Source organism: Bacteroidales bacterium (assembly GCA_026418905.1).
In the GTDB taxonomy this organism is placed as follows: Bacteria; Bacteroidota; Bacteroidia; order Bacteroidales; family DTU049; genus JAOAAK01.
Genome location: JAOAAK010000045.1, coordinates 1 through 23,250 on the forward strand (window position 1 = coordinate 1; position 23,250 = coordinate 23,250).

General features: G+C 35.4%; 19 protein-coding genes and 1 tRNA gene. 9 read left to right on the forward strand and 11 right to left on the reverse strand.

All coding sequences use genetic code 11. The features are described 5' to 3' along the window. A partial coding sequence (locus N2Z72_08535; protein MCX7697719.1) for a hypothetical protein occupies window positions 1–274 on the forward strand: 274 nt, incomplete at its 5' end. On the opposite strand, the gene N2Z72_08540 is transcribed toward N2Z72_08535, so the two are convergent. From N2Z72_08540 to N2Z72_08560, 5 genes are read right to left on the reverse strand one after another with little or no spacing between them, the layout of a single operon-like run. Then, a complete protein-coding gene (locus N2Z72_08540) occupies window positions 267–1,592 on the reverse strand; it encodes a bifunctional folylpolyglutamate synthase/dihydrofolate synthase (GenBank protein MCX7697720.1) in 1,326 nt (441 codons plus the stop codon). The two genes, N2Z72_08535 and N2Z72_08540, sit on opposite strands and share 8 nt — an antisense overlap. Further along, window positions 1,573–3,873 (reverse strand): TonB-dependent receptor, encoded by a 2,301-nt coding sequence (locus N2Z72_08545; protein MCX7697721.1) that lies wholly within the window; start codon window positions 3,871–3,873, stop codon window positions 1,573–1,575. Before N2Z72_08545 ends, N2Z72_08540 begins: the two co-directional genes overlap by 20 nt. After that, on the reverse strand, window positions 3,854–4,975 hold the full coding sequence (locus N2Z72_08550) for a GNAT family N-acetyltransferase (GenBank protein ID MCX7697722.1): 1,122 nt from the start codon (window positions 4,973–4,975) through the stop codon (window positions 3,854–3,856). The genes N2Z72_08545 and N2Z72_08550 overlap by 20 nt, the downstream gene beginning before the upstream one ends. Beyond that, the gene (holA, locus tag N2Z72_08555; GenBank protein ID MCX7697723.1) at window positions 4,972–6,000 is read right to left on the reverse strand and encodes a DNA polymerase III subunit delta; all 1,029 of its coding nucleotides are present in this window, start codon (window positions 5,998–6,000) and stop codon (window positions 4,972–4,974) included. Before holA ends, N2Z72_08550 begins: the two co-directional genes overlap by 4 nt. Window positions 6,001–6,002: 2 nt before the next feature. Next, window positions 6,003–6,779: an AMP nucleosidase gene (locus tag N2Z72_08560; protein ID MCX7697724.1), complete on the reverse strand. Its 777-nt coding sequence runs from the start codon at window positions 6,777–6,779 to the stop codon at window positions 6,003–6,005. Between the two features lie 34 nt (window positions 6,780–6,813). Between N2Z72_08560 and N2Z72_08565 the strand changes: the two genes are divergently transcribed. The 7 genes from N2Z72_08565 (at window position 6,814) to N2Z72_08595 (ending at window position 13,845) form a co-directional block, all read left to right on the forward strand. Next, window positions 6,814–7,272, forward strand: coding sequence for a type I restriction enzyme HsdR N-terminal domain-containing protein (locus N2Z72_08565; GenBank protein ID MCX7697725.1), 459 nt, complete (start codon window positions 6,814–6,816; stop codon window positions 7,270–7,272). A 67-nt stretch (window positions 7,273–7,339) separates the two neighbouring features. Then, window positions 7,340–7,413, forward strand: a tRNA-Arg gene (locus N2Z72_08570). Window positions 7,414–7,431: 18 nt separating this feature from the next. Further along, on the forward strand, window positions 7,432–8,826 hold the full coding sequence (gene asnS / locus N2Z72_08575) for an asparagine--tRNA ligase (GenBank protein MCX7697726.1): 1,395 nt from the start codon (window positions 7,432–7,434) through the stop codon (window positions 8,824–8,826). A gap of 24 nt (window positions 8,827–8,850) precedes the next feature. After that, window positions 8,851–10,362 carry an RNA polymerase factor sigma-54 gene (gene rpoN, locus N2Z72_08580; protein ID MCX7697727.1) on the forward strand — a complete coding sequence of 504 codons (1,512 nt, stop codon included), beginning with the start codon at window positions 8,851–8,853 and terminating at the stop codon, window positions 10,360–10,362. 3 nt (window positions 10,363–10,365) lie between these two features. Then, entirely contained in the window at window positions 10,366–10,992 is a 627-nt protein-coding gene (locus N2Z72_08585; GenBank protein ID MCX7697728.1) for a hypothetical protein, read from the forward strand. Further along, on the forward strand, window positions 10,989–12,245 hold the full coding sequence (locus N2Z72_08590) for an ABC transporter permease (protein MCX7697729.1): 1,257 nt from the start codon (window positions 10,989–10,991) through the stop codon (window positions 12,243–12,245). Before N2Z72_08585 ends, N2Z72_08590 begins: the two co-directional genes overlap by 4 nt. A gap of 4 nt (window positions 12,246–12,249) precedes the next feature. Continuing rightward, the gene (locus N2Z72_08595; protein ID MCX7697730.1) at window positions 12,250–13,845 is read left to right on the forward strand and encodes an Ig-like domain-containing protein; all 1,596 of its coding nucleotides are present in this window, start codon (window positions 12,250–12,252) and stop codon (window positions 13,843–13,845) included. 11 nt (window positions 13,846–13,856) lie between these two features. Here the strand turns inward: N2Z72_08595 and miaA are convergent, their stop codons facing one another. The 5 genes from miaA to N2Z72_08620 are packed head-to-tail and all read right to left on the reverse strand — an operon-like array spanning window position 13,857 to window position 19,828. Further along, complete coding sequence (miaA, locus tag N2Z72_08600) at window positions 13,857–14,783, reverse strand: tRNA (adenosine(37)-N6)-dimethylallyltransferase MiaA (GenBank protein ID MCX7697731.1); 927 nt, start codon at window positions 14,781–14,783, stop codon at window positions 13,857–13,859. Next, window positions 14,756–15,991 carry a glycosyltransferase family 2 protein gene (locus N2Z72_08605; protein ID MCX7697732.1) on the reverse strand — a complete coding sequence of 412 codons (1,236 nt, stop codon included), beginning with the start codon at window positions 15,989–15,991 and terminating at the stop codon, window positions 14,756–14,758. Before N2Z72_08605 ends, miaA begins: the two co-directional genes overlap by 28 nt. A gap of 1 nt (window position 15,992) precedes the next feature. Continuing rightward, complete coding sequence (locus tag N2Z72_08610) at window positions 15,993–17,222, reverse strand: ABC transporter permease (GenBank protein ID MCX7697733.1); 1,230 nt, start codon at window positions 17,220–17,222, stop codon at window positions 15,993–15,995. Window positions 17,223–17,253: 31 nt separating this feature from the next. Further along, complete coding sequence (locus N2Z72_08615) at window positions 17,254–19,101, reverse strand: hypothetical protein (GenBank protein MCX7697734.1); 1,848 nt, start codon at window positions 19,099–19,101, stop codon at window positions 17,254–17,256. Beyond that, window positions 19,091–19,828: a glycosyltransferase family 2 protein gene (locus N2Z72_08620; GenBank protein ID MCX7697735.1), complete on the reverse strand. Its 738-nt coding sequence runs from the start codon at window positions 19,826–19,828 to the stop codon at window positions 19,091–19,093. Before N2Z72_08620 ends, N2Z72_08615 begins: the two co-directional genes overlap by 11 nt. Before the next feature lie 178 nt (window positions 19,829–20,006). On the opposite strand from N2Z72_08620, the gene N2Z72_08625 reads away from it, so the two are divergent. Beyond that, window positions 20,007–22,592, forward strand: coding sequence for an AAA family ATPase (locus tag N2Z72_08625; GenBank protein MCX7697736.1), 2,586 nt, complete (start codon window positions 20,007–20,009; stop codon window positions 22,590–22,592). Between the two features lie 69 nt (window positions 22,593–22,661). Here the strand turns inward: N2Z72_08625 and N2Z72_08630 are convergent. Further along, window positions 22,662–23,250: T9SS type A sorting domain-containing protein (locus tag N2Z72_08630; protein ID MCX7697737.1), on the reverse strand; the 589-nt coding region annotated here is incomplete at its 5' end.

The window sequence follows — 23,250 nt, forward strand, 5'->3', positions numbered from 1 at the left end:
CGTAAAATATATAGCTACCCCTGTAGGTATAAATGAACTCGCGAAAAATAGACCTATTTTATATCTCGATAATACAGGGCAATGGCTCTATATTTCCCACGAGACTCAGATGGAGAGCTTAATTTTTTATTTTTCCAACGGACAATATGTAGGAAAATACCCAGTTTCTGTTTTTCCTCTTTACGTTGGCAACTGGAATTCTGGTGTCTATTATTACCGCATTAGCGATGGCAAATCTTTTTCTTATACAGGTAAATTGGTTATGATTAGATAGCTTCTGCAACTGTAAAAGTACTACCTCCCACGAAGATCACATCATTTTTTTGAGCTTTACGAATGGCGGCAGAAAGCGCCCTGCATACTGAAGAATAGGCTTTTCCTTTTAAATCAAATTGAGATGCTATCTGAATTAAACGATCGACTTCTAAAGCTCTAGGAACCGAAGGAGAACAAAAGTAATATATGGCATCAGAAGGAAAGTGTTTGAGCATATTGAAATGATCCTTATCATTAACCATTCCTAAGACAATATGCAGTGAACGGCGCTGTAATGATTTCAACATGCAAGTTATTTCTTTAATGCCTTCCTCATTATGTGCAACGTCAAATATAATAGGTACTTTATTCTTCCTAATAAACCATCTACCCATAAAATGGGTGTTTTGAATAACTTTGTTTATACCTGATTCAATATGTTTTTTTTCAATTCTCAAAGTTGAAAATTGAGGTATCATTTCGGCAGCCACAATAGCTGTCTGAATATTCTCCTTTTGGTACCAGCCGGTAAGAGGAGATGTCGTGAGATAAATGTTTTTATGAGTTTCTACAAAAATGTTGGTTTTTTCAACCAAAGCGTTTTCAGGTCTTCTATCGAATTTTTTGATGTAGTTTGAGGCATAATATAAAGGAGCTTCAGTTTCCTTAGCTTTTGTTTCAAAGACATGAGAAATTTCATCCTGTTTTCTACCAATGAGGATGGGAGTTTTCGGTTTAATAATTCCGGCTTTTTCTATGGCTATTTTTTCGAGGGTGTCGCCCAATAGATCCATATGATCATAAGCGATATGGGTAATGATACTCATGATAGGATGAATGACATTAGTACTATCCAATCTGCCGCCTAATCCAACCTCGATGACTGCTACGTCAACTTTTTTGTCTCTAAAATAAGAAAAAGCTAAAGCCACTGAGATTTCAAAAAAAGAGGGTTTAATTTCAAGAAAATTCTCGTAATATGTATTAAAAAATTTTTTAATGTAATTTTTTTCTATGAGTTGGCCGTTTACTTTAATTCTTTCCCTAAAGTCTTTTAAGTGAGGAGATGTAAAAAGCCCTGTTTTATAACCGGCTTCTTGAAGAATGGATGCCAACAAGTGAGAGACACTTCCTTTGCCATTGGTGCCCCCGACGTGAATAGTGGAAAAGTTTTTAAAAGGGAATTTTGTCAGTTCCATCAACTTGATCGTATTTGTTAAATCAGCTTTGTATGCAACTTTACCCACCCGTTGATACATGGGTAATTGCTCCATGATGTAATTTTCTATTTCTGAATAACGTTTAAAGATGTTCATATCAGAACCTGAGTGCAACATAAAGACTTGGAAGAACTGGAAGTTGGTATACTATATCACCAGTGATTCGGTCCACATAGAAAATGTTCTTTCGGTTATATGCGTTGGTGACACTCAATTGAGTTTCAAGTTTGACGAATTCAGTTAAGTAGAAAATTCGTTTGATCGAAACATCAAGGCGATGATAAAAAGGAAGTCGAGCATTGTTGTATGGTCCATATAATATTCCTAATTCAACATCGGTCTCATTGATAGGAGTGTTGATACCATTGTTCCATATTAAGTTAGGATAATAGCCTGTACTTTGCGTAAAGGGAAAACCGCTTCCTAAATTCCAACGGAAGCTGAATTCATATTTTTTAATATCGCCTGGAGTATATGTAGCAATAAGATTGACGTTATGTCTACGGTCATAGTGAGGAAAATAAGTAATGAGTTCATCTCTTCGCTTAACGTAACCAAGGGTGTAAACCATCCAAGCATAGAAATGATCGGATTGATATTTGACGGATGTTTCCACACCTGCTGCGTAGCCTTTTTCTATGATGAAATCTTTTTTTAAATAATCAGGTTTGTCGTAATAATATTCATTATCGTCGTATATTTTACTTCTATTAAGTGTGATCAATTGAGAAAAATTCTTATAGTAAACTTCCATGTTAACAGTCAAGAATTTCCAGAAAGGACCCATTTCAAAACCTCCAATCACATGTTGGGCTTTTTGCAATTTGGTTTTAATGGTTTTTCCTTCGAATTCACGGGGTAGGTTTTCAGGTGCTGAAATAAAGCCATAAAAAAGATTTACAATGTCTCTGTCGGAAATGGAGGAGAGAAGATTTTGTGAATAAAGTCCACCCGCCATTTTAAAAGCCACAAGCTTTGATATATTGTATTTAAGGCTCATGCGAGGTTCGACTGAAATTTCCGAAAGACTCGGGTACGTATGAAGGCGAAGGCCAGACTCTAAAACAAGTTTTTTGATAATTTTCTTATATGTTCCAAAGATTGCAAATTCAGTAGTGTTTTCTTTTTGTTGAATAAGTCGCAGGGCGGCATTATAAAGTTGAAGGTCGGTACTGAATCCCATCATTTCAACTCCTGCTTTAATGTCTGATTGATGTGGCAAAAAATAAGATACGGTAATACCCACGTTAAAACCAGTGATCTTAGATGATTTAGGGAGTTGTGATGGATCGGTCAAAGTAATGTTGTAGTCTGAGTAAGCAATAATCCCTTCAATGGTTGTTGGAACACCCGGCGTAAGAATGAGAAAATTACTGCCTGCACCATGAGCTTTCCAATTAAAATGTGCTACTCCTTGGTAATTAGCTTCATCGAGAAACTGAAAACCAAATAGATTGAGTTTGGATCCATTATCTGCCTGAAAATTTATTTTTCCATATATGTCCCTAAAGTTAAAAGGTAAACCGGCAGTATCTACGTATCGATAAACAACCGGAGAGGTTTCACCTAAAAATGAATTTTTACCGGCAAGGAGTAAAGTAATAGCACTTCCAGAATTTTCTTTAGCTTTTTTGATGGGTCCTTCAAAAACGGTGTTTATACCAAAAGGACTTCCGGATATAAGACCACTCCATCTTTTTTTATTACCATCACGAGTAGTAATATCCATAATAGAAGAAATTCGACCCCCATATTGAGCTCCAAAACCACCGGTATATACGTCAACGTTTCTTATAATCTCTGTTTCGAAAACGGAAAAGAGACCAATGCTATGGAAAGGATTATAAATAACCATGCCATCCAATAATACTTTGTTTTGAATAGTAGAACCTCCACGGATATAAAGTTGACCACCTTGATCGCCTGTAGTAATGATTCCAGGAATGTTGGTCAGATACTGTACAAGATCAGGAGAACCAAAGGTGGGAATTTGAGTGATCTGTATAGGAGTTATTTTTTCGATGCTAACTTGAGTTTTAGTCGAATCACGAACTCTTGATGCAGTAATTTCAACTGTTTTTAAAATTTTGCTTGATTTTTCAAGAAAATATTTTTTATTAAGAAAGTCATTTGGTTGAAGAACGATATTTTCTCGAATAGTGTCGTAGCCAAGAAAAGTGACAATGATGGTATAGGACCCGGGTTTTATTTGTGTAATGGCAAAATAGCCATTCAAATCGGTGGCTGAGCCGTAATTTGTACCTTTTAGATAGACGTTGGCAAAACCGATAGGTTCTCCCGTGCTTTTATCATAAACAAAACCTCGTATAGTGGCATTTTGTGCAAATATCCAATGTGCCAGGAATATGAAAATTGTTTTAAAACAAACTTTTAACATAACAACGGCGTCTTTTATGTTGAATGTGAGAATAGTTTTTCCAAGTTTGAATAGCTTTCTGATTGGTTTCGAAGATCCCAGTGGTTTCTACGTATTTAACACCATACTTAATGGCAACTTTATGCAACTCATACATAAGCAATGAAGGTACACCTTGTCGCTGAAGTTCGGGTTCTACAGCTGTCAAAAGTAAATCAATTACTTTTGGATGCTTGAGAGCACGCATGATGTGAAAGATCCCGAAAGGTAGAAGCCTACCACGAGCTTTTTGCATAGCTTCGGATAGGCTGGGAAGTCCAATGATAAATCCTCTGATATCATCGTTTTTGTCGACAATGACTTTAACAAATTTTGGATTAAGTATAGAAAAGTATTTGTTTGTATAAAAACGAGCTGTTTCTTCGTCGAAAGGAACGACATAGGGTAATTCATCGAATGCCTTGTTCAATATGGGAAAAATTCTTGCAGCATATTGTTTCATTTCCTTTCTAGAGTTAAAATGAACAACACGTAGCCCGAAACGTTCTTTGACCAATTCGACGAGACGTGTAACTTTTTCAGGAATTACAGGATCTACATCGAGTCTAAATTCAACCCAGTCAATTTCTTTCTTGTAGCCAGCAGCTTCGATTAAATCGCTATAATAAGGAAGATGGTAGACAGAAGCTATGGATGGCAACTGATCGAATCCCTCAATGAGTAAACCTTGCAGATCTAGGTTAGTAAACCCTAAAGGACCGTGTACGTATTTCATGCCCCTTTCTCTGAGCCAATTTTCAGCAGTTTGAAACAAAGAAAGAGAAATTTCTCTGTCGTTGATGCATTCAAAACGACTAAATCGGCCATATGGTTGACCAGTTTTCTGGTTATACGCATGATTAATGATTGCTGTAATCCTTCCAACTGTTTTACCATCTTTTACTGCTATCCAATGAGCAGCATCACAGAACTTGAGTGCAGGGTTGGTCGTGGGTTCAAAGATTTTAAATTCATCTGCCTTGATGGGGGGAATCCAATATGGATTGCCTTTGTAAATTTGAAAAGGGAGTGTAACATATTTTCTTTTTTCTTGTTGTGTTCGTACGGGTAAGACTTCAATCATAACGAAACTAATTTATAAATTAGATCGATAAGCATCGCAGGAGTTGAATTTGCTTCTACTCCTTTGAAGGCTAAATCGTATTGTTTGAGAAGTTTTATCGCTTTCATGACATTGGCAAAATTATAATTTTTTATACCTATATCGTAAATAAATAGCAAATTTTTAAATATGCCAAGATCAGCTGCGATCTTTGATTTATCGTTGATTTTGTTTTTCAAAGTATGATAAAGAAATAATTTTTCAAAAAAAGAACTTATTAATGGTAACAGAAGAAAAACAGAAGTATCCTTTTGTTTTCCTTCATTTTTGGCAAAGTAAATTGCAATTCTAAGAGCTTGGTTTTTATCTTTTTTGGCAATGGCATTGATCAATTCGTACGAATTATATTTTCTTGAAATACCTATTTGTTCTTCGATGGTTTTCATGTCGATGATGGTCGTTTGTTTATTATCAGAGAGATAGATGAAAAGTTTGTTCAATTCATTTATGATTTTACTGAGTTCGTAACCAAGGGAAAAAATTAAAATTTGAGCAGTTTCTTTACTCATGACAAAACCATGTCGGAGGACGTATTCCATAATCCACTTAGCGAGTTCTTGTTCTTTGAGAGGATAAGATTGAAAACCAACAACTTGTTGGGATGTTTCAATTAATTTTAACCAATTTTTTGGGGGTAATTCCTTTGATGTAATTAAAAGTATATTGGACGACACGGGTTGCATCGCATATTCTTCGAGTTTTTTCCACGTACGAATATCCATCTCCTGGGCCTCTCTGATATGATAGATGTTATATAAATTAAACATGGGAATCATGTTTAAGGATGCTAAAACTTCGTCGGCTTTAACATCTTTGCCATACAAAATATGCAGGCTATAATCTCTTTCTTCTGGTGGAAGAGTATGTTGTATGATTTGTTCGGTTAAATAATCAATAAAATAAGACTCTTCACCGTAAAACAGGTAAACTGGATAAAATATTTTCTGAGATATTTTGTCTACGATGGCGGAGAAACTTTCTTTCATGATTAACTTTCATCAAATAAGAGGTGTTTAACGGAACGTCCATGGTTTTTAAGTTCAAGTAACGCGTTGATGCCGATTTCAAGATGATCTTGAACATAAAGTTCGTTCACTTTTCTGTCGCTTTCTTCAGTTTTAACTCCTTCTGAAATCATGGGCTGATCTGAAACAAGGAGCAATGCACCTGTTGGAATACGGTTATAAAAACCAATGGTAAATAATGTTGCTGTTTCCATATCAATGGCCATGACACGAAGCTTTTGCAGATATGCTTTAAATTCTTCATCATGTTCCCAGACTCGTCGATTGGTAGTGTAAACGGTACCTGTCCAATAGTCGCGAGCATAATCGCGAATAGCAGATGATACAACTCGTTGGAGTGCAAAAGCCGGTAGCGCTGGAACTTCCGGCGGGAAATATTCATTGGAAGTACCTTCTTTACGAATAGCAGCAATGGGAAGTATAAAGTCACCAACTTTGGTGTTTTTTTTCAATCCTCCGCATTTGCCAAGAAAAAGGACAGCTTTTGGTTCAACAGCACTGAGGAGGTCCATAATGGTAGCTGCATTGGCACTTCCCATTCCAAAGTTAATGATGGTAATGTCTTCGGTACCTGCATTAGGCATATTGCGATGAAGACCTATGATTGGGACATTAAATTTTTGAGCAAACATTTCCACATAATAAGAAAAATTGACCAGAAGAATATATTTTGCAAATTCGTTCAATCGACGTCCAGTATAACGTGGCAGCCAATTTCTGACAATATCTTCTTTTTTCATTCTTTATTTTTGCAAAGTTAAGGATTTTAAAGGGATGAACATTCTTTTGCCTTTTCCTCCTCATACTTTGAGAGTTCGTTCTTTGCCAAAAGGTGATGAAGTTTTTGACATTTTCCGTAAAAAATGGGTTCGACTAACAACGGAGGAATACATCAGACAGCAATTTTTACATCATATGTTATATTGTCTCGGTTATCCTCAAACCTCTATTGCGGTAGAAAAAACTATTCAATACCATAAAATGATAAAACGCTTCGATGCTTTGATTGTGGGGAAGAATAATTATTTAATGTTACTTGAATTTAAAAGACCTGAAATAGTGCTTAACGAAAATGTTATATTACAAGCTTCGGCATATGCTCATGTCTTGGCAGTTCGTAGTATTTTCGTTACGAACGGAATTCAGCAGTTTTTTCTTGCTTATTCGAAGGATGGTAATTGCCAAATTTATCATCATTTGCCATCGTATGATGATCTAATTCATTCGATTTGAATGCTTTATTTCTATTGACGTATGATGATTTCAAAAAAATTGTTGAAATTTGCATGAGAGAATTATTGGCTCCGTAGTTCAATTGGATAGAATGGCAGATTCCGGGTCTGTTGGTTGGGGGTTCGAGTCCCCCCGGAGTCACGTCGCAATAAATCTACAATGAAAAGAATTAAAATAAAGGAACTCTTAGAAAACTATTCTCTTTGGTTTCACAGAGAAGTGACCATCAAGGGATGGATTCGAACCAGACGAGAAAGCAAAAATGTTGTTTTTTTGGCAGTTAACGATGGTAGTACTATTCATTCATTGCAGTGCGTTTTTTTGCCTACTCAATTTCCAGAAGATTTTATTAAAAAGTTAACCACTGGTTCTGGATTACGTGTAACTGGTCAATTGATCCCCTCACCAGGATCAGCTCAACCTTGTGAGATTAAGGTTGATGAGATTGAGCTCTATGGAACTGCACCAGCAGATGAATACCCTTTGCAAAAAAAAGGTCATACGCTTGAATTTTTGAGAGAAATAGCTCATCTTAGACCTAGAACCAATACGTTTGGGGCCGTTTTTCGCATTCGACATCATGTTTCATTTGCTATCCACAAATATTTTAACGATAAAGGTTTTTTCTACTTTCATACTCCTATCATAACTGGTAGTGATTGTGAAGGAGCTGGAGCAATGTTTCGGGTGACAACACTCCCACTGGACGACCTTCCTCGCAATGAAGAGGGGAAAATTGATTTTTCTGAAGATTTTTTTGGAAAAGAAACCAAATTGACCGTTTCTGGGCAATTGGAAGGTGAGCTGGGGGCTCTTGCCCTTGGTGAAATCTATACATTTGGGCCTACTTTTCGAGCAGAGAACAGTAATACTCCACGACATCTTTCCGAATTTTGGATGATCGAACCAGAGATGGCCTTTTATGATCTCGAAGACAACATGAATCTAGCAGAGGATTTTCTTAAGTTTTTGGTGAGTTACACATTAGAAACTTGTGGTGACGATTTGGCTTTTTTGCAGAAAATGTACGATGCAGAATTGTTTGATAGATTACAAAATGTAATTAAAAATTCTTTTGTACGTATTACTTACACGGAAGCCATAAAGATTTTAGAGCAAAGTCAACAGCCTTTTGAATTTCCTATTTACTGGGGGGCTGATCTGCAATCGGAGCACGAGAGATTTCTCGTTGAAAAATATTTTAAATCACCTGTCATACTCACCGACTATCCTAAAGAAATCAAGGCTTTTTATATGAAACTCAACGATGATGGAAAAACAGTTAGAGCTATGGATATTCTTTTTCCACGAATTGGAGAAATTATTGGAGGTAGCCAACGAGAGGATGATTACGAAAAACTACTGCAAAGAGTAAAAGAAATGCATATCCCCGAAAAAGATGTATGGTGGTACCTAGAGACTCGCAAGTTTGGAAGCGTACCTCATAGTGGCTTTGGACTTGGCCTCGAAAGGTTTCTTCTCTTTGTTACTGGAATGTCTAATATTCGTGATGTCATTCCTTTTCCCAGAACGCCACACAATGCAGAATTTTAATCCCTTTAGATTATGAACTCAAAAATGAGTTTAAAACAACAACAAAAATTAGTTCAAAAGCTCTCACCTCAGCAAATTCAGATATTGAAACTTATTCAGATTCCTGCCATTGCTCTAGAACAACGAATAAAACAGGAAATAGAAGAAAATCCAGCGCTGGAGGAAGTATCTTTTGATGTTGACAATAATACTGATGCCGATTATGATTATAGCTCCTCTATAGATGAATCGTTAGACAGAGAAGACTCAAATGACGAAGCTGCTGATGAATACGATCAAGAATCTCGTGAGGATTTTAATGATAACGAGATAGATATTTCTTCCTATTTTGACGAAGAAGATGACATACCCCTCTATAAAAGACAAACTTACTCGTCCATTGAAGATAACGAAAAAACCATACCTTTTCGTTCTGAAACTAATTTTCATGATATTTTATATGAGCAATTACATACACATTCATTGACTGAAGACGAAATCCTTATAGGAGATTATGTTCTTGGAAGTATTGATGAAAATGGCTACCTTAAACGTGATAGCAAAAGCATAGCTATGGATTTGGCTTTTTATTACAATTTGCAAGTTACTCCTGAAGAAGTTGAAAAAATGATCTCTTTAATACAAACTTTTGATCCACCTGGTATCGGGGCAAGAGATTTACGAGAATGTTTACTTATTCAGCTTCGACGTAAGCCTCAGAAAACTCCTGCTATTAAATTGGCTATCGATATTATCCAAGATCACTTCGAGGATTTTACTAAAAAACATTACGAAAAGTTACAACATAAACTCAATGTTTCTGAAAATCAATTCAAAGAAGCTCTTGATGAGATTTTGAAATTAAACCCGAAACCCGGAAATTCAACGTCGGAAGGAAGAGCAAGTTATAGTATTTATCCTGATTTTACTATTATCACAGACGATGATGAAATTCAAGTAGTAGTTAATACTCGCAATCTTCCCGAGTTAAGTGTCAGCAAATATTACCAGCATCTTTACGAAGAATATAGCAAGAAAAAGAAGTCTGATCCTAAAACTCAAGAGCTAGTACAGTTTATCAAGCAAAAACTTGATTCAGCTAAGTGGTTTATTGATGCTCTCAAGCAAAGAAATGACACATTGCAAACAGTCATGGAAGCCATTGTGGATTTTCAACGTGAATATTTTCTTACCGGCGACGAAACAAAAATAAAACCGATGATTTTGAAGGATATTGCTGAAAAAACTAACATGGATATTTCTACGATATCTCGCGTAGCTAGTAGCAAATACGTGCAAACACCTTTCGGCACATTTCTATTGAAGAGTTTGTTCTCAGAGTCTCTCGAAAATGAGCAAGGCGAAGAAGTATCTACACGTGAGATTAAAAGTGTACTAAAGAAAATTATTGAAGAAGAAAACAAAAGAGATCCTTATACCGATGAAGAACTGGTGAAAATTTTAAAGGAAAAAGGCTACAATTTAGCTCGACGAACTGTAGCAAAATACAGAGAACAACTAGGAATCCCTGTAGCACGTCTGAGAAAAGAAATATAGTTTATGTCTCCTCAGCACTGGTTTTTTCGTGTCGTAACTATCATTACACATCCGGTTTTTGTAATTCTATGGATAGCTCTCACTCTCCTTTTTACCCCTTATTATTATAATGAACTTTTATCTTTAACTTTCACATTGATTTTACTCATTCCTGTGTTGGTGTTGGTAGTGCTTACTGTTATAGTGTCTTTCCTGGCTGTTCAATTAAAATGGGTAGAAGATATTTTGCACCCAAATGCAAGGCATTTTCTGTTAACTATTTATTTGCTACTCTTGTTTGTCGTTTATCTTAATTATCATCAAACCAATCTCCCTGCTTATTACACGGATTTTGTTCAGTTGGCGCTCATCTATACTTTGGGTAGCTGGATTGTGTTGTTTAAATGGAATCACAGTTTTCATGTATATGGATGGATAAGCGTCTTTTTTATTTTTCTTTATTACCAGCTTTTTTATAAAGTCTCTTTAATTTATCCTTTAATAGTAGCATCAGTTTTGACTGGATTGGTTGCAAGTTTGAGACTATGGCAAGAAGAACATATTCCTGTTGAAATCATGCGTTCACTGATATTGGCTACCATTGTTTTTATTGTAACATTTTTTCTTAAACATTTCAGTTTTTGGTTATGAAAAGCCACTTTATTCTTCTAGCTGTACTTCTGAAAGAAAGTTTTTTTTTCGCATGGCAGTCGCTTGTGCTTAACAAGCTTCGTTCTTTTCTGACTTTGTTGGGAGTTACCATTGGTATTTTTTCTATCATTGTTGTTTTTTCAGTTGTTGATTCAATAAGATATCAGATTGAATATAGTATTGAGTCACTTGGAACCAAGGTTCTTTACATTCAAAAGTGGCCATGGGTATTCTCACGAGATTTTCCGTGGTGGGAGTATATTAAAAGGCCTGAGCCTTCTTACAAAGAAATGATTTTCCTAAAGCAAAAAGCTACCACTTTAGAACGAATTTGTTTCTTTGTCAAAAGCGTTACTAAATTAGAAACATCGGAAGGAGATATCAATAATGTACCGGTTCTTGCTGTTTCCGATCATTTTTTTGAGATGCAAAATCTGGTTATAGATACTGGGCGTTTTTTATCAGAATCTGAACTCAACAATGGATTGGCAGTAGCTGTAGCAGGTAAGAAAGTAATGGAATTGTTTCCTCAGGGCAGGGGTGAATCCCAAGTTAAACTATTTGGTAGACCTATCAGGATTGTTGGCCAATTACTCAGCCAAGGTAACAATCCGATCGGGGGCAGTTACGATGACGTGTTGATCATTCCTTACCTTTTTTTTGAACAAACTGTGAATAAGGATTTTATCAAGAATTTAAGTGCGAATATTGCTTTTGAGGGCAAGAAGCATGTATCAAAGGATGAAATGATTGCAGAGGTGCGTACGTTATTACGCTCTTACCGCAAATTACCTCCTTCCATTGACGATAATTTTAGCATTAACGAGCCATCATATCTGATGGAAGGTATCTCTCAGATTTTTGGAATAGTTACACTAGCAGGATGGATCATTGGAGGATTTGCTTTATTGGTTGGTGGTTTTGGTATAGCTAATATCATGTTTGTATCAGTCTATGAGCGCATCAACCTTATAGGGATACAAATGGCGTTGGGTGCTACGCGTTCTTTCATTTTTACTCAGTTTTTGCTGGAATCTATTTTCCTTAGCCTTATTGGAGGAGTGGTAGGGTTATTGTTGGTCTTTTTTCTGTTGTTACTGGCATCATATGTGATCTCATTTTCTCTCATACTTTCAATAGGAAATATTATTTTAGGATTGGTTGTTTCGACGGTTTTAGGTGTAGCTTCAGGGGTGATTCCTGCATGGTATGCGTCTCGCATGGATCCTGCTGTGGCCATTCGACAAATATGAGCAAATGAGATGGTGTGAGTTTTTTATTTTTCTTCTTTTTTTCGTTGGCTGTGCAGTGGTGGAAAAGCCGAATGGGGGGCCAGCCGATATGACTCCACCTCAAATTATCCAAAAGTCATTACCTGATTCTTCGACAGAAGTTAAACCAGATGCCATTACATTTCTTTACGATGAATTTATCCGTCTTCAAAATCCTGAAAAACAAATTATTCTCAATCCCTATTCCGGCAAAATTCAATATAAACTTTCAGGAAAAAAATTAACTATTCTGTTACCAGATACTTTAAAATCAAATACTACTTACAGCATTTCCTTCATTCAAGCAGTAAAAGACATTACAGAAGGCAACGTTCTCCCTTTTTATCAACATGTGTTTTCTACAGGTAAGCATATTGATACATGCAAAATTAGAGTGAAAGTGATTGATGCTCAAACGGAGGAACCTCAAAAAAATACTTGGATTGGCCTCTATGATGATCTTTCAGATTTTGAAAAAACACCTCCTCGTTATCTTTTCCCAGTCTCTCATGATGGTGTGGGTACTCTTGGTTTTCTTCCACGAAAGAGATGGTATGTCACAGCTTTACAAGATGTTAATTTCAATTATATTTATGATAACAAGGACGAAAAAATTGCTTTTAAGTCTGAACCTTTATCTTTTCAGGACACTGGCAAATGCTTCATAGAAACAAATCTACGAATGTTTAAAGTTGAACCTGAAGAGCAATCTCTACTTAAGACACAGCCATATCATTTTCAGTCTGTTTTATGTTTGTTTAGAAAACCACTCAGCAATCCTCAAATACGTATGCTCAAACCTTCACCTGCTGAAGTTAAAACTATAACTATAAAAGACAGTTTATTCTTTTTTGTAAGAAACAAAGACGTGGATTCCCTTGTTGCTGTTATTCAGGATGGTCTATTTACTGATACTATATCAGTGGGATTAAAGTTAAAAATTCGCGGAAAAAATCCACTCAAAGATACTATTCTAGTCGTTAAACCAGTTTTATACGACAAAAAACTGCGTTATTCTGATACATTGACTTTGAAAACTAAAGTTCCTCTTTCTCACATACATCGAGAAAAAATATATTATTTCATTGAAAATGATAGTATACTCAAGGAATGCCCACCGTTTTTATTAGACACTACCGGGAGAAAATCATTCTTATTTTTCAACCCACAGCCTGGGAAAAAAATCACTTTAGTAGCACGTAAAGGGGCATTTGAGGATATTTGGGGATTTGTTTCAGATTCTACGACCGTGGAATTTCAGTGGTTGACTGAAGAACAATTAGGTTCACTCACCATTCTTTTTGTTGGTTTAGATACATCCATGCATTACGTGCTATTTTTAAAACAGCAAAATACTGAATTAGTTTTTCCTATTGTTGGTGATACGTTTAAAATAGAAAAAATGATACCTGGCTCATATCACATGAGGTTATTGATTGATAAAGATCGTAATGGAATTTGGACTAATGGAAGTTGGCCTCCACCACGAGAACCTGAAATTTTCATACCCTATGACGGCACCGTCGACATCCGAGGTAACTGGAATTTGCAGTTAACTTGGAAAGTATCTTCATTACGATAGTTGACAGCACTTTATGAAATTCTTAGCGTTTTTTTTATATGATTGAATAAATTTTCGAAATCGTTTCGAGTCGGATCATACCAGTAAATGATTAGGCCTTTTTTCTCCATACGTCGAAACCATGTTTCTTGTCTTTTAGCAAATTGGTGAATGGCTTTTTCAAGTTGGTTTTTCATCTCGTCGTATGTTATGAGTTTTTGCAAATATAAGGTAACATATTTGTATTCAAGTCCAAGAGATATGAGCCATTCAGGTGACAGACCTTTTTTGAGAAGTTGTCTGACTTCTTCGATCATACCCTCATCCTGCAAGCGTCGTTCGAGTCTTTGAGTAATACGCTGTCTGATAATTTGCCTATCCATTTTGATACCTATTACACAGAGGTGCTTTATTTGTATAGATAAAATGTCTTTTTGCAAGGCTGGAAAGTAGGCTATTTCAAGTTTTCTCATGAGTCGATGTCGGTTATGTTTGTCTTCTTCGCGAAGAGGAATGCCTAATATTTCAAGTTTATATACCATTTCTTCATTGGAAAGTCTTTTAAGTTCATCACGAAAGCTTTTCTGAGGTTGAACAGGATGAAAATGATAATCAAAAATAATAGCGTCAAGGTAAAGTCCTGTTCCACCACAAACAACAGGTAATTTTCCTCTTCTTTCTATTTCTAGAGCAGTCTGAATACAATCTCTCTTAAATTCGAAAACGTTGTAGGTATCACCAGGCTCGCGGATATCGATTAAATGATATGGTACAGGAGGAAATACCTGTTGATAAATTTCAAGATCTTTACCAGTGCCAACATCTAATCCTTTATAAACTTGCCGACTATCTGAGCTTATAATTTCTCCCTCAAGTTGATGGGCTAACTCGACTGCTAACTTCGTTTTCCCTGTGGCAGTAGCACCTAGTACTACCAGCATGCGAGATATTTCCACCATGATTTTTTCTTATTTTTTAAATCGTGCAATTTTGAGCGAACAAGTTTCATTTCTAAATGAAATAATCTTTTTTGAAATTCTTTGAGTTTTTCAATCGGTCCCTTCCAAAGAACATGGCTAAATTCTTCCAATCCCCATCTAGCAAGCATTTCAGAGGTGGCTATATCTTCGTTGTATTGAACACAACTATGCTTTTTTAGGAGTTTGAAAATTTTCAAAGCATTGAATTGGATGTGCAAAGCATGATGAATTTGTTGTGGAGTTCGATAATTAGAAAGAATCTTTCTAACATCAGTTAAATTTAAAAAGAGAGAAGTTAACATTTCAGTGCTAATGATGTGTGAATTGGCAATTGTATTGAATTCCTGGTAGATGTCTTTTATTTGATTAAATCCCTGTTGCCGAAATAGTGGATAGCGTAAACAAAGTTCGTCAAAAGAGTAGGAAAGAGCTTTTCCAGTGCCGAAAAGGACTCTATTAGAAATTCTGCCAGATGGATAGACAGTAGTTTCTGCATAAGGTAAAATGAAACCGACCTGCCTAACTTTTTGAAGGAAATAAAAGTCTTCACCTGAAGTTTTAAGAGGCATTCCTCTTACGGCTTTGTAAGATTTTACTTTTACAGCAAAAGCTGATCCAATCGGGACGTATGCATATGGACTACCAATTGAAAGAAGTTCAATAAAATAATTTCGCAAGTAAGTTTCATATCTGATGGTTGATCTTTGCACATCCTCGTTATCTTCCAACAGGTGAAAATAGGGGAAAGTAATACCTGCCACATGTGTAAAACGATCGAAAGCATTTCGAATAGCTTCAACATATATGGGTTCGACTATTGTGTCTGCATCAAGAGATACGATGATGTCTTCATCTTTTGCTAGCGAAGATATAGTATCCATGAGATATTTCCGGGCAATAGATGCACCCCACTTGTCAGTATCCCAACCTTTTCCGGGAGTGGTACAGTCTAGCACGTGAAGTTTAAACTCATAATAAGATTTATTTCTATGTAAAAAGGATAATAATCGAGCATTTGATTCACAAACATTTTTTTTGGTAGGATTTTCATTCCAACTATCAGGCTGGTTAACACATATCCAAACTTCAAAGTCTTTAGTAGTTTGCTGATTCAAGGCTTCCAATACTTTAGGAAGGTAGTATTCTTCATCGCAAGCTGGAATGGCTATATAAATGTGCCTAAACATTTCACCTATATGTAAGTGCTTTGGATGGGGAAATTCCTCTTATGATTTGCAAAGGTAGGATGAGACAGAGCAATACGACAAACATGATTAGCAAATTCACAAAAACAAAGTAATCCAGTTGCCAAATCATTGGGACATAATCTAGATAATACATTTCCTCGTTCAACGGAATCCAACGAAAATGTTGTTGTAAAAGGATAATTATGATGGTAAACAGGTTAGCTAAACCGAGAGAAGGGATCGTTACACGTAAAATAATCAGTGTAAAGACCTTCCGTAGAAAAGATGGATGAGCGCCCATAGCTTTGAATAATCCAATCATAGGAATGTGTTTAAAAACAATGACAAGCAACAAAGCAAGCATATTTACAAAAACAACAATCGACATCAAAATGAGCAAAATATTAACATTGGTATCCAATGCTGAAAGCCAGTCAAAAAACTGAGCATGCTTTTCTCTCACATCTTCTAACTGAAGATCGTAAGGAATAACAGCGTTTATTTTTTCCTTCATTTCGTCCATTGTCTTAAAGTTTTTCAATAAAATTTCAATTCCTGAAACAAGAGAGTCATGCCATTTATTAAGTCGTTGTAACTGTCGCATATCGCAAAAACCAATGTAACGATCGAAATCTTCAAATCCAGTATGAAAAATACCAACTAACCTGAACCTTCTTCCTCTAGGTGTATTATCGCCTGGAACTTGAAAATAAACTCTTACTGGACTATCTATGTCTAGACGTAATTTTTGACAAATGGTTTTTGATAGCATAATTTCGTTAGAGAGGGAATCCTTACGAAAATTTGGAATTTGACCTTTGAATAGATTTTTTTCGAAAAAAGACCAATCATATTGTACACTAATACCTTTAAAGATGATTCCCCAAAGTGACGAATCGGTTTTGATAACACCACTTTTGACGACAAAAGGAGCAGCGTACTTAATTTCTTGCATTTTTCTGATTGTTTCCATATCTATCCTGTACAATGAAAGGGGAGGGTTTTCGTCAACATAACTTGTAGATGCAGCAACAATGGTGAAATGACTGGAAAAACCAGATATTTTGTGAATAATTTCCTGCTTAAAACCACGAATGATAGCAAATGAGAAAAGAAGTACTGTCGTGCCGAGCCAGACAGAGACAAATGTCATCCAAAATACTACAGACAAGTTTCCTTTTCGTAATACGAATGAAAAATACGCGGCTACCTTATCCGACAGTTTTAACATGTCAATGTTTGAACAAATTTACGGTGAAAATTTAGTAGTTATTTTTTCTTAATAAAATTACCATCAAATCATCAACCCAGATATGTTCTTTTTCATTTAGGGAATATGCATATATAGCAAGGCGAGGTATATCGACAGGTGTTTCGACGAAAGCTGCTATTTCAAACCAATTTCGATTGATTTTCAGGGCATTTTTTCTTTGATAATAAAAAAGTTCGGGGTTTTGATAGGCTTGAACGACCAAGATAAGATTTCGTGAAGATGTACTTTTTAATGTAACAAACAAAATGTCCCCCTGTTTAACACTGTCTATCAAAAGAGCTGGTGAATACGTATGGTCGCCATGCAATAATAAACTTTGTTTTCCCGAAAATGACTTTTGGGAAGACCAAAGTTGTTTTCCAGAGTCACTGAAGGAAATTTTATAAGGAAAATGCAAATTACTAGGTATTGTATCTATGTTCCACAATAAAGTATCGGCCATCGTTTTAAATTCATTGGCATATGAAGTTGTTAAGTTTTCACCATTTTTCAAAGCTTTTTCATATGACGGGTATTCAAGATAAACGAGCATATGGTCTGTTGGTCTCAGTTTGAAAAAATTCATCCAAAAAACTTTACCCGACATAGCATCCCAGTGGATACTTCCGTGTATGTATTTAAATGTATTCCATATCTGGTATAGCAGCAATATGATAGTGAAAAATAAGAATGTGTATTTAACAAAGTTTTTTTTCTGAAGAAGTACATTAATAGTAAAAGTTAATGGAATTGCGATCAAGGGATACATGTCTATGTAAGCACGCATGCCATAGCTGCCCCCAAACCACCAGCACCACCATGATGCGTAAACGTATATGAAGAAGGTTATAACAAGCATTGTCCCCCAAAAAAGTTCTTTTTTTTGTCTATACAGATAAAAAAGTCCAGGGATGAACAAAATCATGACAGGAGCATATACAAAAAAACCTTTTCGGAACGAAAACAAAGCTTCCCATACATGAGGTTTAAGAAAATAAAATCTTTCTTCTCCATAAGAATAATACAGCCAATTTCCTGTAAGGTATTTCCAATAGAACATTTGAGGAAACCATATGACCAATATTCCAAGTATAATGATGCCTACCTTATACCATTGCTTAATTAAGAAAATAATCCGTTCTATCAATGCTTTCCATGAAGTAATGCCATACAGAATCCAGAAAAAAATCCAAATAAGATTTGTTGGCCTGACAAGAGAAAGAATACCAATCAGCAGACCTATGATAAGAGAGTTTAGCCAGTTGGGATTCTCATACCAGCGAATGGAAGTATGAAGAAACATGCTGACAAGAGAGAAGATGTATACATGAGGCATGCCAGGTTCTGCAGCGACGTAATAAAGCAAATTCCCACCAAACACAATAACAAATAAGATGAAATAAATCCACCCAGGTCCTTCTACAAATTTCTCTAGTACTTTTTTTAGAAAATATATACCAGCGATCAAGTAGAACAAAGCAGCAAATACGATAGCAATTTCGTAGGTTTTGGTGTAGCCAGTTAACGGTTCGTCTCGTAGCCAAGCAATGAAATGACCAATTGTAAAAAAAGGCATGTAGAGAAAAGCCATGCCCATGCTCGTTTTAAAAACCCTATTTTGATTAGGGGCTATTTCAAACCACACAGGAAGTTCAGGATTCTTTTCAACGAAGTTGAGTTTTATATCTTTAAAAATAAAAACAGCAGGCAAATAGCCATAATAGCTTATCACGTCCCAACGAATGATGGGATAGTTTGTTTTCCACCATTTTACATCCAAAGAGATACCCATCCAAGTTATAATAAGCGAGAGCCAAAAGAAAACCGCAAGAAAAAATTTTTTATGATTATTTCTCATATTTTCTGCAAAAAATATTATACTTAATAATGACCCAAATCTGCCTTAGACCATCTCGCACAAACCTTATTTTTTTTCCTTCATGAAAGCCACGGGCATAATATGCAATGCCTACCTCGTAAATGCGGACATTGGGAAAGCGTCGAATTTTGGCAACGAGTTCGGGATCTATACCGAATCTTTTTTCATTGAGGAATAATCGTTTGGCTAAGTCCGACCTAATAAGTTTGTAGCAGGAGGTGATATCTGTCAAGGAAAGGCCGGTAAATAAATTAGAAAGCCATGTCATGAATTTATTACCTTTCATATGCCAATATGATAATACGCGCCGTGGTTTATTTCCTAAAAAACGAGAACTAAAGACGACATCTGCATATCCATCCACGACGGGTTGTAGCATTTCGTTGATATCGTTAGGATCAAGTTCATTGTCTGCATCTTGAATGATAATATAGTCACCAGTTGCTTGTTCAATTCCCAACTGAATGGCATAACCTTTCCCGCAATTGATTTTTTGTTCAATGATTTTGACGTTATGATGAGGGTATAATGATACAACGGATCTCACCAATTCAAGAGTTCCATCTTGGGACGCATCGTCAACTATGATGATTTCTTTCTGAAAATCATAGTTTAATCGTAATTGAAAAATTTTGTGAAGCAGTTGTCCCACCTGGCTTTCTTCATTATAGACCGGGATGATGATACTAAGCATTCGATTAGACATTGTTTTTTTCAAAAGTACGGATTTTTCAAATTGTTTAAAATCAGTGCAAAACATATTGAACCTTTTGTATATTTTATGAAAGTAATGCAATCTTCTAGAATTTTTGATTAAAGATTTTGATTTTGTAAGAAATTTGTTTTTAACTAAAGTTAAATTTGCATAAGTTAAGAAAATTTGTATGAAACCAAGACCCCAGAGCATGACCATTGAATATGTTGGAACAAGAGCTTATATAAGTGATGAATGGTTTAATTCAAAGAAAAAGTATAGAACGGTATTTGAACGTCACGAAATCGATAAAATTAACATCGAAATCGAGCTGTTTAACTTGCTGTATCAAAAAGAAGAACAAAATATATATGTTAGAATCTCATTAATTGAAATGGTAAATAACCAGGAAGAAGTAATAGGTAAAGTTGAGTATAAACAAGAAATTGGAAAAGAAGACAAATTTATTTACTTACGCCATCGTATAGAAGAAATTGGGGTAATGCGAACCCATATACCTGAAAAAAAATGTGAAGTTTATGTAAACGACAAACTAGAAGGAACTCTATTGTTCTATATCAATGACGTAGGTCAACTAACTCATAAATACAATCCTTATTTTGATATCGTTGAAATAAGATTATTCAATGGCAATGAAATAGATGATATAAATAAAATTACGCCTTTAAAAGTTTTTAAGAGGGATGCCATACAATATATGTACGTAGACCTTGTTGTTAAAAATAAAGTATCTCAACTTTGTTATTTGGAGTTTAGCTATAGATACATGGATAAAAATGGTTTTATAAAAGGTGAAGCTGGTATCATTGAGAAATTGACACCACAAAATGGAGAAATAGTACATTTTTACACGGGATGGGGTAGAAGTGAAGCTTCAAGTGAAATATATCCACAAGATATCTATTTCGTCGATATTTTACTTTTAGGACAAATCATAGCTCGTGTTCAAGCAGTGATAGCAGATGAAGAAATTGTAGGGAATGCTTTTTATTGGTTAGGTAATCCATTTATCATCTTTGCTTCGTCTGTATTACCTAAAGCAGGACGAATTAGCATGAAAGATGATGTTTCAGTTCAACCTGTCTTGGATAAACTTAACTCCATGATAGGTTTGAATGAATTGAAGAGTCAGATTAATGAACTTTTAGCATTTATAAAGTATCTCAATTTAGAGAAAAAAATGGGAATTGTTAGAAATGAAACATTGAATTTACATACAGTTTTGATGGGTAATTCCGGAGTAGGAAAATCATCCATAGTGAAATTATTGGGAGAAATATTTGCTGCAATGGGATTGTTAAGTAATGGACAAGTCATTGAAGTATCTCGTTCAGATTTAGTAGCTGAATATATAGGGCAAACAGCACCTCAAACTAGAAAATTTATCGAAAAAGCTCGAGGAGGAATTTTGTTTGTCAAAGAAGCTCATGATCTATACAGAGGTCCTTATTCAAATGATTATGGCATAGAAGCGATAGAAGTCCTTATCCATGAAATGATGGATGGTAGTGGAGATATTGTTATTGTATTTGGTGGATATAAAGATGAAATGGAAAATTTTTTAAGTTCAAATCGTGCTTTGAAAAGTTGCTTCGGGTATTACTTCACTATTCCAGATTATACTCCTGATCAATTGATGCAAATTCTCATTCGTAAAGCAAATGAGCTCAATCTAATTATTTCGAATGAAGCACAAGTAGAATTTGAAAAAATTATTCTTAATAAATACAGAGATCGTGATAAAACTTTTGGAAATGCACGCTTTGCAATTAACTTATTGCAGGATGCTAGGATGAATATGGCAAAAAGAATTATGAATGATCCTCATCTTGAAGAATTGAATGCTGAAAAATTATCAACCATTGAAAAAATTGATGTTCTTGAAATAATTAATAATCAACGTTTTAATGAAAAATTATATTTAAGAATTGATGAGCCTATGTTAGAATTGGCATTGACTGAGTTGAATAATCTAGTGGGGTTGCAAAAGGTAAAAAAAGAAATAAACGAGCTGGTTAAATTAACTCGCTTTTATAACGAAAGGGGAAAACCTTTTCATAAAGCATTGTCACTTCATTATGTTTTTGCAGGAAATCCTGGGACGGGAAAAACTACAGTGGCTCGTTTGCTCGGTAATATATTTAGGGCTCTTGGGGTTCTTGAGAAGGGCCATCTCGTGGAAGTAGACAGAAGCGAATTGGTAGCAGGTTACATTGGCCAGACAGCTATAAAAACAGAAGAGCTGATTCATTCAGCCATCAACGGAATTCTTTTTATTGACGAAGCTTATTCTCTTACTTCTTCTAGTGAAAATGATTTTGGCAAAGAAGCCATTGAGGTTTTAGTGAAAGAGATGGAAGATCATCGTAATGAATTGTCAATTATTGTAGCAGGGTACCCTGATTTGATGAATAAATTTATCCATTCTAATCCTGGTCTGAAGAGCCGTTTTACAAGGGTATTGTACTTTGATGATTATTCAGAACAGGAGTTAGTGGAAATAGCAAAAATAATGTTAAAAGAAGAAGATTTAATAATGACCCAAGAAGCAGAACAAAGTTTATTATTGTTAATCAGAGAGATACCTCGTGGCAAGAGTTTTGGCAATGCTCGAGATGTTAGAAAGATTGTTGATTTAATCATTAAGAAACATAATTTACGAGTTGCTGAAATCCCAGTTTCCCATAGAACAGAAGAGGATGTTTATCATGTGAGAGAAATTGATATTCCATTTATTGAGGAAATAAGTTTATAATTTGAACTTGAATAAAAAAAAACTGCCTCACATGGAGGCAGCCTTTACTATAACAATTACATTCTCATTTTATCTTACAACAGTAAGTTTTCTAGTAATGGTCTGATTGTTATAAGTCAGTGAAAGGGCATATAAACCAGGGTTGAGCAGGTGTTTTAATTTCAAATCTGTCGTTTGTGTTAACGTATAAGTGTAGACAAGATTTCCTAAAGCATCAGTAATTTTAACAAAAATGGGTTCTTCGAATTGTCCAAGCAATGCCAATGTAAAGTTACCTTGAGATGGATTGGGATAAATGAGTACTTTCCGGTTATTGCTAAATTCAGCTACTGATGCAAAGCTTACATCAATTGGTTTAACAATGGTATCTTCACAGAATTTATTGGATGCAATAAGCATGACATTATATGTTCCTTCATTGCTGTAATTATGCATTGGGTTAGTTTCTGTTGATGAAGTACCATCACCAAAGAACCACTGATACGTGCTAGCATTTTGACTTAAGTTAGTGAAATAAACGGTACTACCATATACATCAGCATCAAAATTTGCAACGGGCAAAGCTATGACAGCTATACTATCAGGAATTGCGTATGCGATGGGACACACACCATTTTGAATTACAGCTCTATAAGTCCATTTGCCAGTTTGTTGCAAA

Excerpts from the sequence above, each read along its gene's own strand:
- N2Z72_08540 (MCX7697720.1), bottom strand. The coding sequence starts at position 1,592 with ATGTTGCACTCAGGTTCTGATATGAACATCTTTAAACGTTATTCAGAA.
- N2Z72_08545 (MCX7697721.1), bottom strand. The coding sequence starts at position 3,873 with ATGTTAAAAGTTTGTTTTAAAACAATTTTCATATTCCTGGCACATTGG.
- N2Z72_08550 (MCX7697722.1), bottom strand. The coding sequence starts at position 4,975 with ATGATTGAAGTCTTACCCGTACGAACACAACAAGAAAAAAGAAAATAT.
- holA (MCX7697723.1), bottom strand. The coding sequence starts at position 6,000 with ATGAAAGAAAGTTTCTCCGCCATCGTAGACAAAATATCTCAGAAAATA.
- N2Z72_08560 (MCX7697724.1), bottom strand. The coding sequence starts at position 6,779 with ATGAAAAAAGAAGATATTGTCAGAAATTGGCTGCCACGTTATACTGGA.
- N2Z72_08565 (MCX7697725.1), top strand. The coding sequence starts at position 6,814 with ATGAACATTCTTTTGCCTTTTCCTCCTCATACTTTGAGAGTTCGTTCT.
- asnS (MCX7697726.1), top strand. The coding sequence starts at position 7,432 with ATGAAAAGAATTAAAATAAAGGAACTCTTAGAAAACTATTCTCTTTGG.
- rpoN (MCX7697727.1), top strand. The coding sequence starts at position 8,851 with ATGAGTTTAAAACAACAACAAAAATTAGTTCAAAAGCTCTCACCTCAG.
- N2Z72_08585 (MCX7697728.1), top strand. The coding sequence starts at position 10,366 with ATGTCTCCTCAGCACTGGTTTTTTCGTGTCGTAACTATCATTACACAT.
- N2Z72_08590 (MCX7697729.1), top strand. The coding sequence starts at position 10,989 with ATGAAAAGCCACTTTATTCTTCTAGCTGTACTTCTGAAAGAAAGTTTT.
- N2Z72_08595 (MCX7697730.1), top strand. The coding sequence starts at position 12,250 with ATGAGATGGTGTGAGTTTTTTATTTTTCTTCTTTTTTTCGTTGGCTGT.
- miaA (MCX7697731.1), bottom strand. The coding sequence starts at position 14,783 with ATGGTGGAAATATCTCGCATGCTGGTAGTACTAGGTGCTACTGCCACA.
- N2Z72_08605 (MCX7697732.1), bottom strand. The coding sequence starts at position 15,991 with ATGTTTAGGCACATTTATATAGCCATTCCAGCTTGCGATGAAGAATAC.
- N2Z72_08610 (MCX7697733.1), bottom strand. The coding sequence starts at position 17,222 with ATGTTAAAACTGTCGGATAAGGTAGCCGCGTATTTTTCATTCGTATTA.
- N2Z72_08615 (MCX7697734.1), bottom strand. The coding sequence starts at position 19,101 with ATGAGAAATAATCATAAAAAATTTTTTCTTGCGGTTTTCTTTTGGCTC.
- N2Z72_08620 (MCX7697735.1), bottom strand. The coding sequence starts at position 19,828 with ATGTCTAATCGAATGCTTAGTATCATCATCCCGGTCTATAATGAAGAA.
- N2Z72_08625 (MCX7697736.1), top strand. The coding sequence starts at position 20,007 with ATGAAACCAAGACCCCAGAGCATGACCATTGAATATGTTGGAACAAGA.